Origin of the sequence: Streptomyces sp. OZ13, assembly GCF_052068155.1 — a bacterium.
Lineage (GTDB): Bacteria > Actinomycetota > Actinomycetes > Streptomycetales > Streptomycetaceae > Streptomyces.
Window position 1 is genome coordinate 173,387 of the sequence record NZ_JBQHCZ010000007.1, and the last position, 17,253, is coordinate 190,639.

The 17,253-nt window shown below is 72.3% G+C and carries 14 protein-coding genes; 12 read left to right on the top strand and 2 right to left on the bottom strand.

The genetic code is table 11. The features are described 5' to 3' along the window. The first annotated feature begins 2 nt into the window (after positions 1 to 2). Genes ACTMTU_RS18710 through ACTMTU_RS18765 form a run of 12 tightly spaced genes read left to right on the top strand, consistent with a single transcriptional unit; the run spans position 3 to position 15,876 of the window. Entirely contained in the window at positions 3 to 692 is a 690-nt protein-coding gene (locus tag ACTMTU_RS18710; protein ID WP_441264614.1) for a hypothetical protein, read from the top strand. Beyond that, positions 689 to 1,384: a hypothetical protein gene (locus ACTMTU_RS18715; protein WP_307704813.1), complete on the top strand. Its 696-nt coding sequence runs from the start codon at positions 689 to 691 to the stop codon at positions 1,382 to 1,384. Before ACTMTU_RS18710 ends, ACTMTU_RS18715 begins: the two co-directional genes overlap by 4 nt. Positions 1,385 to 1,389: 5 nt before the next feature. Further along, entirely contained in the window at positions 1,390 to 1,770 is a 381-nt protein-coding gene (locus ACTMTU_RS18720) for a hypothetical protein (protein WP_441264615.1), read from the top strand. Continuing rightward, positions 1,763 to 2,902 carry a hypothetical protein gene (locus ACTMTU_RS18725; protein ID WP_441264616.1) on the top strand — a complete coding sequence of 380 codons (1,140 nt, stop codon included), beginning with the start codon at positions 1,763 to 1,765 and terminating at the stop codon, positions 2,900 to 2,902. The genes ACTMTU_RS18720 and ACTMTU_RS18725 overlap by 8 nt, the downstream gene beginning before the upstream one ends. Positions 2,903 to 2,940: 38 nt before the next feature. After that, positions 2,941 to 3,468, top strand: coding sequence for a phage baseplate assembly protein V (locus tag ACTMTU_RS18730; protein ID WP_189474513.1), 528 nt, complete (start codon positions 2,941 to 2,943; stop codon positions 3,466 to 3,468). Positions 3,469 to 3,491: 23 nt separating this feature from the next. Continuing rightward, entirely contained in the window at positions 3,492 to 3,860 is a 369-nt protein-coding gene (locus ACTMTU_RS18735) for a hypothetical protein (protein ID WP_441264617.1), read from the top strand. Further along, positions 3,857 to 4,237 (top strand): GPW/gp25 family protein, encoded by a 381-nt coding sequence (locus ACTMTU_RS18740; RefSeq protein WP_307704818.1) that lies wholly within the window; start codon positions 3,857 to 3,859, stop codon positions 4,235 to 4,237. Before ACTMTU_RS18735 ends, ACTMTU_RS18740 begins: the two co-directional genes overlap by 4 nt. After that, a complete protein-coding gene (locus ACTMTU_RS18745; RefSeq protein ID WP_441264618.1) occupies positions 4,234 to 7,434 on the top strand; it encodes a putative baseplate assembly protein in 3,201 nt (1,066 codons plus the stop codon). Before ACTMTU_RS18740 ends, ACTMTU_RS18745 begins: the two co-directional genes overlap by 4 nt. Then, the gene (locus tag ACTMTU_RS18750; protein WP_441264619.1) at positions 7,431 to 11,198 is read left to right on the top strand and encodes a putative baseplate assembly protein; all 3,768 of its coding nucleotides are present in this window, start codon (positions 7,431 to 7,433) and stop codon (positions 11,196 to 11,198) included. The genes ACTMTU_RS18745 and ACTMTU_RS18750 overlap by 4 nt, the downstream gene beginning before the upstream one ends. After that, positions 11,195 to 13,369, top strand: coding sequence for a hypothetical protein (locus ACTMTU_RS18755; RefSeq protein WP_441264620.1), 2,175 nt, complete (start codon positions 11,195 to 11,197; stop codon positions 13,367 to 13,369). Before ACTMTU_RS18750 ends, ACTMTU_RS18755 begins: the two co-directional genes overlap by 4 nt. Before the next feature lie 40 nt (positions 13,370 to 13,409). Then, complete coding sequence (locus tag ACTMTU_RS18760) at positions 13,410 to 14,975, top strand: DUF6519 domain-containing protein (RefSeq protein ID WP_441264621.1); 1,566 nt, start codon at positions 13,410 to 13,412, stop codon at positions 14,973 to 14,975. 25 nt (positions 14,976 to 15,000) lie between these two features. Then, complete coding sequence (locus ACTMTU_RS18765) at positions 15,001 to 15,876, top strand: peptidoglycan-binding protein (RefSeq protein ID WP_441264622.1); 876 nt, start codon at positions 15,001 to 15,003, stop codon at positions 15,874 to 15,876. A gap of 85 nt (positions 15,877 to 15,961) precedes the next feature. Here the strand turns inward: ACTMTU_RS18765 and ACTMTU_RS18770 are convergent, their stop codons facing one another. Together ACTMTU_RS18770 and ACTMTU_RS18775 are read right to left on the bottom strand one after the other, a co-directional pair. Next, on the bottom strand, positions 15,962 to 16,273 hold the full coding sequence (locus ACTMTU_RS18770; RefSeq protein WP_441264623.1) for a hypothetical protein: 312 nt from the start codon (positions 16,271 to 16,273) through the stop codon (positions 15,962 to 15,964). Positions 16,274 to 16,285: 12 nt separating this feature from the next. Beyond that, complete coding sequence (locus ACTMTU_RS18775) at positions 16,286 to 17,251, bottom strand: LLM class F420-dependent oxidoreductase (protein WP_441264624.1); 966 nt, start codon at positions 17,249 to 17,251, stop codon at positions 16,286 to 16,288. Between the last annotated feature and the right edge of the window lie 2 nt (positions 17,252 to 17,253).

Genomic DNA, 17,253 nt, shown 5'->3' on the forward strand with positions numbered 1-17,253 from the left:
TTATGAATCCCGACGGCAAGAATCAACCTTTTCCGTTCGAAGCGCTCTGCGCAAAAGCTTTCGAGGAGATTCAAATTTCCTCCGCACTGACGGTATGGGAGGCCAAATTCGGTGAGGTGCCGGAGTATTTGGACGACCCTGAGTACGTCTTCGGAAGTCTTGCCGAGGACTATAACTTGCCGTTCGGTCCAGAGGTTCGGCGAAATTTCTTCCGATTCGAAAAAATTGCAGCATATTGGCAATCGGCAGACCAGGGCTCTGAGCTGGTCGGCGAATTCCAGCTGAATCACGTGTACAGCAGAAGGCTCATGTCGCACACCTGGGAGGGAACCGACGACTGGGAGCGCGCGCTCTACAAAGAGCTGCGGATCTTCGACAACACGCCTCAGACGGGAAGCGGACGCATGGCCGGGCTGCGTGCCACGCCCGGCACCACGGATCCCGAGATCTGGTTCTTCGACATGCGACAGGGCGCCATGGAGATGGAACTCGACTACGGAACGTACCTGGACACGCTGATGGTGACCAAGGGAACCATCGGCTGGCAGTACCTGTTCTGTGACGCAGGTTTCGGTGATGAAGGCTTCACGCCCGTCGCCGAGGGCCTCAAGGAAATGCTCGAGGTCTTCCCACGACTCTTCCCCGATCACGACTACGCGGACCTCAAGGCCCGCCTCCGGGAGCGCCTGTGACCCGCTACGCCGACATCCCCAAGCCCATCCGCTCCGGCATCGTCGTCGTCGACCCCGAGCGCGGGACGCCGCAGCGCATCATCGTGCTCCAGTTCAACCCGGACACCCTCGAGCGCAGTCTCTCGCCACAGGCCGCCGGAGGGTCCGGTGATGCCGGCGGCGGGGGCAGTGGGTCCGGGGACCGGAACGAGGCCCTGCGGCTGAAGGGCCCCGCGCAGGAGACGTGGAAGTTCACCGCCGAGATCGACGCCACCGATCAGTTCGAGGTCGCCGCTCCCGACGGGATCCACCCCGAGCTCGCGACCCTCGAGATGCTCGTGCATCCGACGACCGCGCAGTTGCGCGAGGCGTCCCGGCTCACCAAGAAGGGGACCATCGAGATCAGCCCGATCGAGATGCCGCTCACCCTCTTCACGTGGGGGGCCAAGCGCGTCATGCCCGTGCGGCTCACCGAGCTGTCCATCAACGAGTCCGCGTTCGACGTGAACCTGAATCCGATCCGGGCGAGCCTCAGCATCGGCATGAAGGTGCTCAGCGTCAGCGATCTGCCGGCCGGCCACCGCGGCGCGGACCTGTACATGGCGCATCTCGCGCAGAAGGAGCAGCTCGCCCGGGCCGCCCGCAGCGGCGGGCTCGCCGCGCTGGGGCTGGCCGGGCGCAACGGGATCAGCGGCATCACGGGGAGGGCCTGAAGGACATGGCAGAGATCGAGCCGTACGAGAGCGCCATGGACGCGATACCCGGCGCCCACCCCTACCCCCGCTCCAGCCGCTACCACGACGCCGAGATCGGGGTGCACCGCACCCCCGACGGCACCGAAGTGCGCTACACCAAGCGCCGCTTGCTGCCCCCGCTCGGGGACGAGCGCGCCGACGACGAGTCCGCGACGCACACCGTCAGCAGCGGCGAGCGTCCTGACCTGCTGGCGCAGCGCTACTTCGGGGACCCGGGCCAGTGGTGGCAGATCGCGGACGCCAATCCGGTGCTGGACCCCCAGGAGCTGACCGGCGAGGCGGGCCGGGACATCCGGATCCCGCACGCCGGCGGCTTCCCCGTCCACGGGGACCGGTATGTCTGAGCAGCCGGTCGGGCAGGGGCCCGTTCACATCACCCTGCAGACGGGGCCCCGGCTGACCCGGCCCGTGCCGCCGGAGGTCGTCGAGGCGCTGCTGTCCGCGCAGATCACGGCGACGGCCGGCGAACGCAGCGGTTTCCAGCTCGCGTTCGACCTCACCAAGACGGGTGCGCTGTCCCGGCGGCTGCTGCCGGAGGGGTTCTTCGACCCGAAGACCCGGGTGATCCTGTCGGTGAGCGTGAAGGGCACCCCGGAGGTGCTGCTCGACGGGCTGATCGTGCGTCAGGAGGTCGGCGCCAGCAATCAGCCTGGGCATTCGACGCTGACGGTGACCGGCGAGGACCTGTCGATCCTGATGGACCTCGAGGAGTACACCGACCGGTACCCGAACATGCGGCCGTCGCAGCGGGTCGGCCGGATCCTCGCCAAGTACGCCGACTACGGGATCGAGCCGCGGGTCTACCAGGAGAAGATCGAGCAGCCGCCGCGCGAGCGGCTGCGGGTCGAGTACCAGACGGGGACCGACCTGGGGTACATCACCGAACTGGCCCGGGCCAACGGCTACATCTTCTATCTGGAGCCCGGCCCGCGCCCGGGCGTCTCCACGGCGGTGTGGGGCCCGGAGCGCCGGATCGGGGACCGTCAGCACGCCCTGAACGTGAACATGGACGCCAACTCCACGGTGGACCAGTTGACGTTCGCGTACGACGGGACGGCCCGCGAGGAGCCGCAGGCACGGGTGCAGAACATGACCACCCGGGACAGCCTGCTGCTCCCGCAGCCCGACATCGGGCCGTTGCGTCCGCCGCTGGGGCGCCGGGCGACACCCGCGCTCCGGCGTCGGCGGCTGTCGGGCACGGCGAAGATGGAGTCGGAGCAGGCACAGGCCGAACTGCTGGCGCGTGCCGCGCTGTCCGCCGACGCGATCTCCGGCTCCGGCTCGCTGGACGTCAACCGGCACGGGTACATCCTGCGGCCGCGCGAGCTCGTCGGCGTCCGCGGCGCCGGGGTGACGTACGACGGCGACTACTACGTGAAGTCCGTGACGCACAACATCAGGCCCGGCTCGTACCAGCAGAACTTCACGCTCTCGCGCGAGGGGCTCATCGCCCGAAGCGGCACCGTGCGGCCGTAGGCGCGCACCAAGGACCAGGGGACCAGGAGTAACCACGCATGGCTGCAGGACCGAACAACCGGTTTCTCGGCAAGTTCCGGGGGCGGGTGGTGAGCAACGACGATCCGCTGAAGATCGGCCGCGTCACGGTGCAGGTGCCGGACGTTCTCGGCAACGAGACCTCCACCTGGGCGCTGCCGTGTCTGCCGTTCACGGGGCCGGGCTCGGGGCAGTACGTCGTGCCCGCGAGCGGGGCGGGGGTGTGGGTGGAGTTCGAGCAGGGCGACCCCAGCTACCCGATCTGGACGGGTTGTTGGTACGGGGACAGTGCGGAGTTGCCGCCGGACGCGCTCACGGGCGGTCCGGCGCACCAGAACGTGGTGATCCAGACGTCCGACAAGCACAAGCTGGTGATGGGCGACGTCCCGGGCGGCCACGGCATCAGGCTCCAGGCGGAGAGCGGCGCGTACATCCAGGTCGACGAGAAGGGCGTGACGATCGCCAACGGCCAGGGCGCCTCGATCGTGCTCAGCGGCGCAGAGGTCAACGTCAACGACGGCCGGCTGATCGTGCCGGGCAAGCAGTGACCGACAACGGGGAGAGAAGAGTCTTGTCCGGATACTCACGGACCTCGGGGAACTCCGGGGCCTCAGGAACCTGCGTCAGCGCGGCCTCCGTGCTGCACTGTCCGCACGGCGGCCGGGCGTTCGCCGCGGGCGCGGCCAATGACGTGCTCGTCGACGGGCAGCCCGTCCGCACGGCGTCCGACGTGTTCGCCGTGGCCGGCTGCGCGCACACCGTGAACGGTGTTCCGCGCCCGTGCACCAGCGTCCGTTTCAGTCCGCCGGAGCGCGGTGTGCTGGTCGACGGGGTGGCTGTGCTCCTGGACACCACGGCGGCGCAGTGCTTCGACGCCGCGCTCGTGCCACAGGGGCCGGCGGTCGTCTCCGGGGACCGCCGGGGGGTGATGTGCGGATGACGGTCCGACGACGCGGTGACATCGCGTTCCCGTTCCGCAGCGACCGGCGCGGTCGTACCGCGCACGCCGCGTACGACGAGCATGTGCGGGATCTCATCGAGCAGTTGCTGTTCACCAGCCCGGGCGAGCGGGTGATGCGGCCCGACTTCGGCTGCGGGCTGCTGGATCTGGTCTTCACGCCGAACAGTCCCGAGCTGGCTTCCGCGCTGGAGCTGTCGGTGCAGGCGTCGCTCCAGCGCGTACTGGGCGAGGTGATCGAGGTGGAGGCCCTGGACGTGGTCAGCGAGGAGAACGTGGTGCGGGTCCATCTGTCCTACACGGTGCGCTCCACGGGGAGCCGGCGTGACGACGTGTTCGAGGGGAGCGGGCCCGCATGAGCGGCGTGAGCGAGGAATTGGTCTGCCGCACCGACGGCAGGCGGGGCAAGGTGCGCGCGGCGCGGCTCGGCGGCGTGGACGCGGTGGAGGTGGGCGACGACGGTCTCACCCTCACGGTGACGTTCCTCGGGAAGGCCCCGCACGGGCTGTGCCCGGAGAACATCCGCATCGACGGCGGGCGTCGGATCACGGGGATCCGGGCGGTCGACGTCTCGGTCGAGCGGGAGGAGGACCCGGAGCTGGACGACCGGCTGCTGGTGACGCTCGACCGGACCGGCGACACCGGCCGCTACCGGCTCTCCGTGGTGGACACGGACCCGTACGGGCGGCCGGGCACCGAGCCGTTCCCCGGTTTCGACCAGCGGTACTTCTCCGCGGGGTTCTCGTTCCGCGTCGACTGTCCCACCCCGTTCGACTGCAAGGACGAGCCGGGCGACTGCCCGCCCGGCGTCGGGGACGCGCCGGTGGCGGTCGCCGCGCCGGTCATCGACTACACCGCCCGCGACTACGACTCGATCCGGCAGCTGATCCTCGACCGCCTGGCGCTGACCACTCCCGACTGGGTGGAGCGCAACCCGGCGGATCTGGGGATGACGCTGGTGGAGCTGCTGGCGCACACCGGCGACCGGATCAGCTACCAGCAGGACGCGGTGGCGACGGAGGCGTACCTGGACACCGCCCGGCGGCGGGTGTCGGTGCGCCGGCACGTACGGCTGATCGACTACCCGATGCACGACGGCTGCAACGCGCGCACGTTCGTGACGGTGGAGGTGGCGCGGGAACTGACGCTGCTGCCGGGCACGTTCCGGTTCGCGGCCGTCGACGTCCGTGGGCTCGGCCCGCGGGACCGGCCGGAGATCGGCACGGTGATCGACGACCGGGAGCTGGCGGTCCTCGACGAGCGCGGTTCCGTCGAGGTGTTCGAACCGGTCGTGGCCGGCGAGCCGCTGGTGCTGCGCCCCGCGCACAACACGGTCCGGTTCTGGACCTGGGGCGAGGAGGTGTGCTCGCTGCCCAAGGGGGCGACGTCGGCGACGCTGCGCGACGACTGGGCCGACGAGGAGTGCACACGCCGGGCATTGCGGCTGGCGCCGGGCGACCTGCTGCTGATCGAGGAGGTGCGCGGACCGCGTTCGGGAACGCCCGGCGACGCCGATCCGGCGCACCGGCAGGCCGTTCGGCTCACCTCCGTGACCCCTGTCGTGGACACGCTGTGCGATCAGCCGGTGCTGGAGGTGACCTGGGCGCAGGAGGACGCGCTCACATTCCCCGTGTGCCTGTCCACCCGCGGCGGCAGGAACTGCGAACCGGTCGCCGACGTGAGCGTGGCACGCGGCAATGTGACGCTGGTCGACCACGGCCGTTCCCTCACCTTCTGCGGCGGCACCCCGGAGACGGTGACGGTGCCCGCGGAACCGGCCGTGCTCGGTTCGTGCGACCCGTCCGGCTTCGGCTGCCGGGACGAGGACGCGGGCAACGCGGTCGCTGATCTGATCGGCGCCCGCCTGGACCGGGCGCGGCGGGGAGGGCTGCTGACCGCCGGTCAGATACGTGAGCTGTTCGAGGTCGCCGGCGAGGAGGAGACGCTCCGGGCGGGACTCGGTCTCGAACTCGCGGGCCGCCGGCGGGAGAAGGTGGTGCCGGGTACGGCGTACGAGCAGGCGGAGGCACTCGAGACGCTGCTGGCGCAGCTGGTGTATCCGGGCATCCGGCGACGGTTCCGTCCGGTGCTGCACCGCTCCCCCGTCGTGCAGGCCGTGCCGTTCCCGTTGTCCGCGCATGTGTCCGCCGGTCAGGCGGACCGGCTCGCCGCCGTCCCGGGGCGGGTGCGGGACCGGCTGGTGGAACTGTGGCGCAGCGCCCGTGACTGCGACGGTCTCACGGAGGCGGAGATCGGCGAGCTGACGGTGCTGTTCGGGCTGAAGGTGCTGGAGCGTTTCGAGCTGCGGCGTCATCCGGTGGCGGCGCTGCGGGAGTTGCTGCACCGCAGTGAGCGGTTGCTGGCCGGGAAGCTGCGCCGGCTGGAGGTGCTGACGGCGCGGGCCCGTGCGGGCGCGGTGCTGGACGGCGGCATCGCCTGGGAGGTCGCGCACACCTGGGGCCCGGCGTACGCGGCGGGTCTCCATCCGGACGAGCCGGAGCTGCGGGGCCCGGCCGCCGCGCTGCGGCAGGATCCGCGGGAGGCCCTGCCGGCGGTCAGGGTCGTCGAGGGGGACGATGTGTGGTCGCCGCGGCGGGACCTGCTGGGCAGTGGGCCGCGGGAGCGGCACTTCGTCGGCGAGCTGGAGGACGACGGCCGGATCGCGCTGCGGTTCGGCGACGGCCGGCACGGGGCGCGGCCGCGGCCGGGAGCCCGTCTGAAGCTGCACTACCGGCTCGGCGGCGGTACGGCCGGCAATGTCGGCGCGGAGGCCGTGAACCATCTGGTGCTGTGCCGTGATCCGGACGCGTCGGACGCGGGCGGGGCGATGCCTGTCGCCGGTGTGCGCAACCCGCTGCCGGCGGTGGGCGGCACGGAGCCGGAGCCGCTGGAGCAGGTGCGGCAGCTGGCGCCGCTCGGTCTCAAGCGTTCCCGGCTGCGTGCGGTCACCGCCGAGGACTATGCCGCGCTGGCCTCGGCCGTGCCCGGTGTGCAGCGGGCGGCGGCGGAGATCCGCTGGACCGGCAGTGTGCAGGAGGCGCATGTGGCCGTCGACGCGGCGGCGGCCGGGGACGCCGGCCCGCAGCTGCTGGACGCGGTGGCGCACGCCCTGGAGGGCTGCCGGCGTATCGGGCACGACCTGGTGGTGGGTCCGGCGCGCAGTGTGCCGCTGGACGTCGCGATCGAGGTGTGCGCGGCGCCCGGTCATCAGCACGGTCGGATCCTGGCCGAGCTGTACCGGCTGCTGGGAAGCCGGCGCCTTCCCGGCGGGCGGCTCGGCTTCTTCCACCCGGACGCGCTGACGTTCGGCGAACCGGTGCGGCTGAGCCGCCTGGTGGCCGCGGCGGCCGCCGTACAGGGAGTGGAGAGCGTGCGGGTGACCCGGCTCCAGAGGCTCTTCGAACCGACCGCTTCGTATCCGGACCACATCGACCACACGGCACTGGAGGCAGGCGTGCTGCGGCTCGGCCCGCTGGAGATCGCGCGTTGCGACAACGACCCCGACCGGCCCGAGAACGGGCGGCTGTCCATCGAGCTCGGCGGAGGTGCGCGATGACCGGCGCGTGCGGCTGCGGCTGCGGCGGCCACGACGAGCGTCACGCGCCGAGGGCGCTGTACAACCCTCCGGGCCGCAGCGCCCTGGACTACCGGGTGGGCGAGTACGGCTCGTTCCTGGCGGCCATGCTGGACCGGCTGGCCTCGCCCGCCTATCCGGCGCTGCGCGGCCTGACCGCCCGTACGCCCGACGATCCTGCCATCGGCCTGCTCGACTCGTGGGCGGTGGTCGGTGATCTGCTCACCTTCCACTCGGAGCGGATCGCCGACGAGGCGTATCTGCGGACCGCCGACGAACACCGTTCGCTGGTTCTGCTGGGCCGGCTGGTGGGGCACCGGCCGCGGCCGGGGATCGCCGCCGACACCCACCTCGCGTACTCCCTCGACCGCGATCCGCGGGACCCGGACGTCTCCGTGGTGATTCCGCGGGGCGCCCGCAGCAACAGCGTGCCGACGACGTCCGGCGAGGACTCGCAGGTCTTCGAGACGAGCGAGGACCTGACGGCGCGGGCGTCGTGGAACACGCTGTCGGTGCGCAGGCGGCGGCCGTCGCTGCTGACGCCGGAGGACCTGACACGGCGTTCGGAGATCTTCGTGTCGGGAACGTCCACCGTGCTGACGGCGGGCGACCGGCTGCTGTTCGTCTTCGCGGGCGAGGAGGGCGGGCCGGAGGGACGGCGGCTGCTGCTGCCGGTGGCCCGGATCCGCACCGACCGCGAGGACGACGTGACGGCGATCGGGCTGCCGCAGTCGGCGCCGCCGATGCTGGCCGAGCTGGTCGACGAGCTGCGCGAATGGATCACGGAGGACGAGCGGGAGGTCGAGGACGGGGAACCGACGCCGGCCAACCCCAATCCACGTCCTGTCAGCAGGTACATCGCGGAGTTCGACGCCCAGGTCCTGGCGCCTCTGCGGGCCGATCTGGACGCGATCGGCACGCCCGCCGCGTTCGCCGCGCGTCTCGCGGAGCCGCACGACCGGCTGGCGGAGGCTCAGGTGGTGGCCGCCGCCCACGAGGACGTGGCGGCCTGGTTCGAGCAGTTGGAGGCGATGGTCGGCGAGCTGCGGGAGCGGGCGGCCGCCCTGGAGCCGTCCCGTCCGGCCCCGCCCGACGGGACGCGCCCGTCGGAGGGAGCGTCGGCGCTCCGGGCGCTGGGCGCGGTGCTGCCGGCCCTGCGCACCCGCGATGTACGGCCCGGTGCCGGCATCCGTCGGGCGGCGGGCCGGCTGCCGGTCGCCGGCTCGGAGCTGGGCGCGCAGCTGCTCGGGGCGCTCGATCCGCGGGTGGCGGACGGAATGTACGCGGCATGGCGGCAGACGTCCCCGACGGAGCCCGCGCTGCTGCGCGAGCTCCAGGCGATGCGTTTCACGGGGGCGCCGTTCGGTGCGACCGCTCCGCTGCGGCCGGTGCAGGACGAGCGCGGCCGGGTGATCCGGCAGGCGGACTGGCCGCTGACGGGTGCGGCGCTCACCACCATGCGGGTGGTGTACGACCCCGCGGGACGGGTGCCGGTGCGCGCCGAGTTCCAGCACACCGAGACAGGTTCGTCGGTGCAGGTGTCGGAGAACCTGCCGTCGGAGAAGTCGTTCGACCTCGGTCCCGGCCGGATCACACTGCGTACGCGGGCGGCTCAGGACCATGATCTGAGCTGGCTGAGCCGAAGGCCCGCGGACTCGCAGGAGCCCGGGGTCACCGCGCAGCTGCACGACGGTCTGCCGGACCGGACGCTGTTCGTGTCGCGTCCGGGTGAGGACGGGCGGGTCCATGTGGCGGTGAACAACGGTGACACGAAGGCCTGGCACCTGGCCCCCGGTGAGCACCACCAGATCCGCCACGGTGACTTCGAGCTGACGGTGTCCTACACGGTCGGCAGCGAGCCCGCGAACGTCGTCATCGGCATCGCGACGGTGCCGGAGCCCGCGAACCGCCATGTCCTGCCCCTCGACTCGGTCCGGGACTCGATCACGGTCGGCAGCTGGGTCGCGATCGAGCGTCCCCGCAAGGGCGCGGAAGGCCCGGACGGGATCCCGGGCGACGAGAAGCTGAGGTTCGTCACGACACGGGTCACCGCGGTCCGCACGGCGGTGTACACCAACTACGGCATCACGGGCCGCGGTACGGAGCTGACACTCGCCGATCCGTGGCTGGACGAGCACGATGTGCTGCTGTCCAACATCCGCGACACCACGGTGCACGCCGACGGGCAGCCGCTGCGCCCCGCCGACGAGCCCCTCGGCGAGGACGTGCACGGCGACGAGATCGAACTCGCCGAGCTGTACGACGGGTTGCGGCCCGGACGGCATCTGATCGTCTCCGGGGAGCGGACGGACGTGCTGCCCGGCTCCCCGGGCGCTTCGGGAGTCGCGGGCACGGAGCTGGTGGTGGTCGCGGGGGTGGAGCAGGTGATCGATCCGCGGCTGCCGGGCGACCATGTGCACACCCGGTTGCGGCTCACCTCGAAGCTGGCGTACCGCTACCGCCGTGACACGGTGCGCGTGCTGGGCAACGTGGTGGCGGCGACGCACGGCGAGAGCCGCGACGAGCCGATCGGCAGCGGGAACACGGACCGGCCGAACCAGACGTTCGCCCTGTGGCAGTCCCCGTTGACCTGGCTGCCCGCCGGCAATCCCCTGGGCGCGACACCGGAGCTGGAGATCCGCGTCGACGGGCTGCTGTGGCACGAGGTGGACAGCCTCGCCGGGCGCGGACCGCGCGACCGTGTGTACGTCACGGGCACCACGGCCGACGGCCGTACCACGGTGACCTTCGGCGACGGGGTGCACGGCGCCCGGCTGCCGACCGGGAGCGAGAACGTGCGGGCCCGCTACCGCTTCGGCACCGGCCGGGCGGCGAACGTGCGGGCGAACCGCATCACCCAGGCGGTCACCCGCCCGCTCGGCGTCACCGGAGTGACCAACCCGCAGGCCGCGACGGGCGGTGCGGACGCCGACGGGCCGGGCCTGACCCGGCGCACGGTCCCGCTGGCCGTGTCGGCGCTCGACCGGCTGGTGTCGGTGAAGGACTACGAGGACTTCGCCCGCTCGCGGGCCGGCATCGGCCGGGCCGTCGCCCGGGAGGTCTTCGACGGCCGGCGCCAGGTGCTGCACGTGACGGTGGCCGGCGTCGACGACATCCCGGTCGCCGGTGACTCCGACGTCCTTCGGGCCCTGCGGTCCTCGCTGGCCCGGTACGGCGACGGACGGCTGCCGGTGCGGGTCGACGTCCGCGAGCTGGTGCTGCTGCTCCTCGCGGCGAAGGTGAAGGTCGCGCCCGACCACACCTGGACGGTCGTGGAGCCGAGGCTCCGGCAGGCCCTGCTGCGCACGTTCGGCCCGGAGAGCCGGGAACTCGGCCGGCCGGCGCGGCTGTCGCAGGTGATGGCGACGGCCCACCGGGTGCCGGGCGTGGAACACGTCGACGTCGACGTGTTCGGCGGCGTCCCGGCCTCCGCCACTCCGGAAGGACTGGCCGGCCTGGCGCAGCGCCTCGGCGGGCCGGCGGCCACGGTCCCGGCCCGGCACGCCGAGTACGACGAGGTCGTGCACCGCGTCACCGCCGACGGCGGCGAGACCCTGACCTCGGTCGCGGGCCGCCACGGCATCCCGCTCGCCGAACTGCTGCGTCTGAACCCGGACATCACCGACACCCGGCGGCTGGAGAAGGGGCGGCGGGTGTTCGTCTTCCGCGGTGTCCGGCCGGCTCAACTCGCCCTGCTCACACCGCAGGTGCCCGACACGCTGATTCTGACGGAGGTCACCGCATGAGCAGGGAACCGGACGGTCTCGCGGAGCTGCTGCCGCAGTGGCACCGGCTGCGCGACGCCGAGCGCGGGGAGCCGCTGCGTGCGCTGCTCGCCGTCATCGCCGAGCAGGTCGATCTGGTGCGGGACGGCGTCGAGCAGGGGTACGAGGACCTGTTCGTGGAGACGGCGGCGCCCTGGGTGCTGCCGTATCTCGGCGACCTGGTGGGCTATGCGCCGCTGCCCGGGTACGAGCGGGTTCCGACCGGCGGCCTGGGCGGCGCCGGCGGGGAGGAGGAGTCGCGTCGGCGGCTCGCCGAGGCGCTCGCCCCGCGCCGTGACGTGGCCGCCACCGTCGCCCACCGGCGCCGCAAGGGCACGCTGCACCTGCTGGAGGAGATGGCGCAGGGGATCGCGGGATGGCCCGCCAGGGCCGTCGAGTTCTCCCGGCTGGTCTCGCACCACCAGCCGGTGCGGCTGTACGGGTCGGGGTCGTCCGCGGCCGATTCCCGCCGGCTGGAGCGCGGCCGGCTGGAGCGCGGCCGGCTGGCCGACGTGCGCGAGGGAGCGCAACTCGACCTGGCCGGTACCCCGTTCACGTCCACGGCCCGGTCCGTGGATGTGCGCAGGGCGGCCTCGGAACGGCGGCAGGGCGGTCTGTCCCCGGCCGGTGTGGGGCTGTTCGTGTGGCGGCTGAAGCCGTATCACGTGACGCGGGCGCCGGCGTACTGCATCGACCGGGCGCGCAGTCTGTACACGTTCTCGATCCTCGGCAACGACAGCCCGCTGGTGACGAAGCCGGTGCCCGAGCCGTCCGCGACGCACATCGCGACGGTCGACAACGTGCCCGCGTACATCCGGCGCCGGCAGCTCGCCGACCGGCTCGCGGACCACTACGGTCCGGGCAAGAGCTTCACGATCTGGCGGGACGGCCAGGACGAGCCGGTTCCGATGTCGGACATCGTCGTGGCGGACCTCTCGCAGTGGCGGTACCGGCCGCGGCGTGGCCAGGTGGCGGTCGACCCGGAGCTCGGGCGGATCGCCTTCGGGTCGCGTTCGGCGCCGCGGCAGGGCGTGTGGGTCACCTACCACTACGCGTTCGGGGACGACACCGGCGGCGGCGAGTACCCGCGCGAGCGCGACACCTCGCCGGCGGCGGAGTTCTACCGGGTGGGCCCCGGGCAGCGTTTCCAGAAGATCATGGACGCGTACGAGGAGTGGCGCGGCGACCGGCGGGCCGGCCGTTGCGGCCCCGAGGGCGTCATCGAGATCACCCACAGCGGCGCCTACCAGGAGCAGCTGGACTTCGACCTGGAGCGCGGCGACAGGCTGGAGCTGCGGGCCGCCGAGGGCTGCCGTCCGGTGATCCGGCTGCTCGACTGGTACAGCAACCGTCCCGACGCGCTCAACATCCGCGCCCAGGACGACTGCCCGCCGGGACGGGACGCGCCGCGGATCGTCCTCGACGGGCTGCTGATCACCGGGCGCGGGCTGAACGTGAGCGGCCCGGTCGGCACTGTGGTGCTGCGGCACTGCACGCTGGTGCCCGGCTGGTCGCTGCAGCCGGAGTGCGATCCGCACTCGCCCGAGGAGCCGAGCCTGGTCCTGGAGCGGACCACCGCCTGTGTGCAGATCGAGCGGAGCATCCTCGGCACCATCGAGGTGATCGGCGACGAGGTGAACCACGATCCGCTGCCCATCCACATCCGGGACAGCGTCCTCGACGCCACCGGCCACGACCGCGAGGCGCTGTCCGCGCCGGACTGCCGCCTGGCGCACGCCGTGCTGCACGCCCATCGCACGACGGTGATCGGGGAGGTGCACACGCACGCGGTCGAGATCGGCGAGAACAGCGTCTTCACCGGGCAGATGCGGGTGGCCCGGCGCGGTGTCGGCTGCCTGCGGTACTCGTACGTGCCGCCGGGCTCCCGCACTCCACGCCGGCACCGCTGCCAACCCGACCTTGCGGGCGGCGAGCCGCTGCGGCCGCTGTTCACGAGTGAGCGGTACGGCACACCCGCCTACGGCCGGCTGTCCGACGCGTGCCCGCCCGAGATCCGCCGGGGCGCCGACGACGGCTCCGAGATGGGCGTCTTCCACGATCTGTACGAACCGCAGCGCGAGGACAGCCTGCGGGCCCGGCTCGCCGAGTACACCCCGGCCGGGACGGACGCCGGGATCATCCCCGTCACCTGAGACGACTTCTTCCGAACTACCCGAGGGGGACACCGAACCCATGCACGCTGACATCTCGCGCGACACCTTCCGGCCGGAGCGGCACTACTCGGCGGTGATCGCGCAGCAGGGCCGCGTACAGCTGGACGCCGACGCCAACGAGCAGGCGGCGATCCAGCTCCACCAGGCCCGGACCGCTCTGTCCGACCTGATCGGCACACACGGCGGGCCGCAGGGCGCGACCGGTTTCGAGGTGCGTTTCCTCGGCGGCAGCCGGGAGCTCGACGACCTGTCCATCGGCGGGGGCCGCTACTACGTCGACGGCATCCTCGTCGATGCCACCCGGCCCGCTCCCGGCGTACCCGTGCCGGACGAGGACGAGACCGGCGACGCTGCGACGGAGCCGCCCGCCCCGCCGGCCACCTGGACCTACTGGGACCAGCCGGACGGCCACCGCGACCCGGAGCGCCCCGGCGACCGGCTGCCGACCCGGTTCCCGTACCTGGCCTGCCTCCAGGTGTGGGAGCGGACGGTCACGGCGGCGGAGGACCCGCTGCTGCGCGAGGTCGCGCTCGGGACGGCGATGCCGGACACCGCGGCCCGCCGGAAGGTGGTGTGGCAGGTCGTCCCGGTGCCGGGCTCGGAGCTGGAGCTCGAGGACGGGGCCACCAAGGACCAGGTCCGCGAGGCCTTCGCCAAGTGGGAGGCGGCACAGGCGCCGACGGCGCGGATGGCGGCGCGCAGCGAACGCCCGGACCGGGCGGACGAGGACCCGTGCCTGGTGCGTCCGGACGCCCGCTACCGGGGACCGGAGAACCAGCTCTACCGGGTGGAGGTCCATGGGGGCGGCCCGGCCGGTGAGGCGACGTTCAAGTGGTCCAGGGAGAACGGGTCGGTGACCCTCCCGGTCGACGAACTCGACGGCACATGGGTGGAGCTCGGCTCGCTCGGCAGCGACGACAAGCTCGGCCTGAACGTGGGCGACTGGGTCGAGTTCGTCGACACCGCCTACACGAGCCGCCGGGAACCGCTGCCGCTGCTGCGGGTCGAGGAGCTCGACCTGCCGGGCCGCCGGGTGCGGCTGTCCGGCGAACCGGACCCGTCGGTGGGCAGGCGTCCCGAACTCGCCCCGTATCTGCGGCGCTGGGACCACCGTCCCGGTTCCCGCCCGGCGGGCTCCGGCCGCTCGAGGACGGCCGCGTCGAAGTCCCGCGGCGGCGCGCTGCGCATCGAGGAGGGAGTCTGGCTGCCCCTGGAGGACGGGGTGTTCGTGTACTTCGAAGCGGGCAGGACCTACCGCTCCGGTGACTTCTGGACGGTGCCGGCGCGCACGGCGACGGGCTCGGTCGAGTGGCCGGTGGACGCCGCCCGGCGTCCGCTGCTGCGCTCCCCGCACGGGGTGCGGGTGCACCGCGCCCCGCTCGCCTGGGTCCTCGGCGAGGGCTCGGTGGCCGATCTCCGGCTGGCCTTCGGGCCGTTGGCCGCTCCGCTGCCCGCCGCCGACGCGGAGGCGCTCGCCGCGGAGGAGAGCGCCGAGCAGGAGGCCGTCGCCGCGGAGCGTGCCGCGTCGGGCGGTTCGACGGGACCCGCCAACGGGCAAAACGATCAGGGACGGTCCGAGAACTGACGGTCCGCCGGGAAGGAGCACCACGATGGCAACCCCGCTGTCCGCCGACAAACTGCTCAGAGCCTTACGCAACGAAGGACTGCGTGTCGTCGAGCACCGAAGCTGGCGCACGCACAACCGCAACCACAAGGGTCCCTGGGGACCGGTGAACGGTGTGATGATCCATCACACCGTGACCTCCGGCACCTCGAGTTCCGTCGAGCTCTGCTACAACGGCCACTCCAGTCTGCCGGGCCCGCTGTGCCACGGTGTGATCGCCAAGGACGGGACGGTGTATCTGGTCGGCAACGGCCGGGCCAACCACGCCGGCCTCGGCGACGACGACGTGCTGCGCGCCGTGATCAACGAGTCGGCGACGCTGCCCGCCGACAACGAGGCCAACACCGACGGCAACCGCTACTTCTACGGCTTCGAATGCGTCAACCTCGGTGACGGCAAGGACCCGTGGCCGGCGGCGCAGCTGGAGGCGATCGAGAAGGCCGCGGCCGCGATCTGCCGTGCCCACGGCTGGTCGCAGCGCTCGGTCATCGGGCACAAGGAGTGGCAGCCGGGAAAGGTCGACCCGCGCGGCTTCACCATGGACGCGATGCGCAGCCGCATCAAGGAACGGCTCGGCGGCAAACCGTCGGGGCCGACGACGCCGCCCGCGCCGACCTACGAGCCGTTCCCCGGGGCGGCGTTCTTCCAGGTGGGCAGACGCAGCGCCATCATCACGGCGATGGGCAGACGTCTGGTCGCGGAGGGCTGCGGCCGCTACGAGGTGGGCCCGGGCCCCGATTGGTCGGAGGCGGACCGCAAGTCGTACGCGGCATGGCAGCGCAAGCTCGGCTATTCGGGCAGCGACGCGGACGGCATTCCGGGCAGGACGAGCTGGGACAAGCTCAAGGTCCCCAACGTCTGACCGGCGCGTCCGCGCGGGCACGTGGACGGCCCCGTGCCTCGAGGCACGGGGCCGTCCGCCGTTCGGAAATCTGCGAGCACCCGGGTCACACGTGGTGCCCGTGGGCGGCGAGCCACCGGTGGACGGCCGCCTTGTCGGAGACGCTGACCCGTGCGGGGGCGTCCGGAGCGGGGCCCTTGTCCGTGTTGAAGGCCGTGTCGGTGACCCGGGCGGTGACCCAGTCGGCCAGTTCGCGCGCGGACTCCGCGGACAGGGCGCGCCGCTCCCATTCACCCACGGCCCGCTCCGCGGCGCCGGCGTCGTTACGGGTGGCCTCCGCCAGCCAGACGGGTACGAGTCGCATCGCCACTTCCTCGTCGGAGGGGGTGTGGGATCCGGTGTGTGCGGAATCGTTCATACGGCGTCACCCTCACAGTTCGCGCAGCGCGGGCAGCAGTGTGCTCCGCGCCCATTCGAGGAACGGCTCCTGCTGGTCGCCGCCGACCTGGACGAGGGCGACCTCGGTGAAGCCCGCGTCGACGTACGCGCGGACCGCGTCGACGAAGGTGCCGACGTCGTCGCCGCACGGGACGGTCTGTGCGACGTCGTCCTCCGTGACCAGTTCGGTGGCCTGCTCGAAGGACTTGGGGCCGGGGAGTTCCGCGTTGACCCGCCAGCCGCCGACGGCCCAGCGGAACTGGTCGTGCGCCCGTTTCACCGCGGCGTCCCGGTCGGTGTCGTAGCAGACGGGCAGCTGGCCGACGCGGGGCCTGCCCGTGCCGCCGTGGCGGTCGAAGGCGTCGAGGAGCTCCTTCTTCGGCTCGGTGGCGATGACCAGGTCGGCGGTCCGGCCGGCCACGGCGCAGGACTTGTCGCCGGAGACGGCGACACCGATCGGCACACGCTCGGCGGGTACGTCCCACAGCTTGGCGTCGACGACGTCGAAATGGGCGCCGTGGTGGGTGACATGCTCGCCGTCGAGGAGTCGGCGGATGATCCCGGCCGCCTCCTCCAGCATGTCCAGGCGTACGTGCGCGGCGGGCCAGTCGCCGCCCACGACATGCTCGTTGAGGTTCTCGCCGGAGCCCAGTCCGAGGCGGAAGCGTCCTTCGGACAGCAGTTGCACCGTCGCGGCCTTCTGCGCCACGACGGCCGGGTGGTAGCGGGTGGTCGGGCACGTCACGTACGTCATCAGCGGCATCCGCGAGGTGGCCTGGGCCGCGGCTCCCAGGACGCTCCAGGCGTACGGGGCGTGGCCCTGCGAGGCCAGCCAGGGAAAGTAGTGGTCGGAGATGACGGAGAAGTCGAATCCGGCCTCCTCCGCGCCGACCACATGGCCGACCAGTTCACGCGGTCCGGCCTGCTCGGTCATCATCGTGTACCCGAACTGCACCATGG

What these genes read in the sequence shown, in the direction of transcription:
- ACTMTU_RS18760 (WP_441264621.1), top strand. Translation starts at nt 13,410, where the DNA reads ATGCACGCTGACATCTCGCGCGACACCTTCCGGCCGGAGCGGCACTAC.
- ACTMTU_RS18740 (WP_307704818.1), top strand. Translation starts at nt 3,857, where the DNA reads ATGACGGTCCGACGACGCGGTGACATCGCGTTCCCGTTCCGCAGCGAC.
- ACTMTU_RS18745 (WP_441264618.1), top strand. Translation starts at nt 4,234, where the DNA reads ATGAGCGGCGTGAGCGAGGAATTGGTCTGCCGCACCGACGGCAGGCGG.
- ACTMTU_RS18725 (WP_441264616.1), top strand. Translation starts at nt 1,763, where the DNA reads ATGTCTGAGCAGCCGGTCGGGCAGGGGCCCGTTCACATCACCCTGCAG.
- ACTMTU_RS18750 (WP_441264619.1), top strand. Translation starts at nt 7,431, where the DNA reads ATGACCGGCGCGTGCGGCTGCGGCTGCGGCGGCCACGACGAGCGTCAC.
- ACTMTU_RS18710 (WP_441264614.1), top strand. Translation starts at nt 3, where the DNA reads ATGAATCCCGACGGCAAGAATCAACCTTTTCCGTTCGAAGCGCTCTGC.
- ACTMTU_RS18775 (WP_441264624.1), bottom strand. Translation starts at nt 17,251, where the DNA reads ATGGTGCAGTTCGGGTACACGATGATGACCGAGCAGGCCGGACCGCGT.
- ACTMTU_RS18720 (WP_441264615.1), top strand. Translation starts at nt 1,390, where the DNA reads ATGGCAGAGATCGAGCCGTACGAGAGCGCCATGGACGCGATACCCGGC.
- ACTMTU_RS18765 (WP_441264622.1), top strand. Translation starts at nt 15,001, where the DNA reads ATGGCAACCCCGCTGTCCGCCGACAAACTGCTCAGAGCCTTACGCAAC.
- ACTMTU_RS18755 (WP_441264620.1), top strand. Translation starts at nt 11,195, where the DNA reads ATGAGCAGGGAACCGGACGGTCTCGCGGAGCTGCTGCCGCAGTGGCAC.
- ACTMTU_RS18770 (WP_441264623.1), bottom strand. Translation starts at nt 16,273, where the DNA reads ATGAACGATTCCGCACACACCGGATCCCACACCCCCTCCGACGAGGAA.
- ACTMTU_RS18730 (WP_189474513.1), top strand. Translation starts at nt 2,941, where the DNA reads ATGGCTGCAGGACCGAACAACCGGTTTCTCGGCAAGTTCCGGGGGCGG.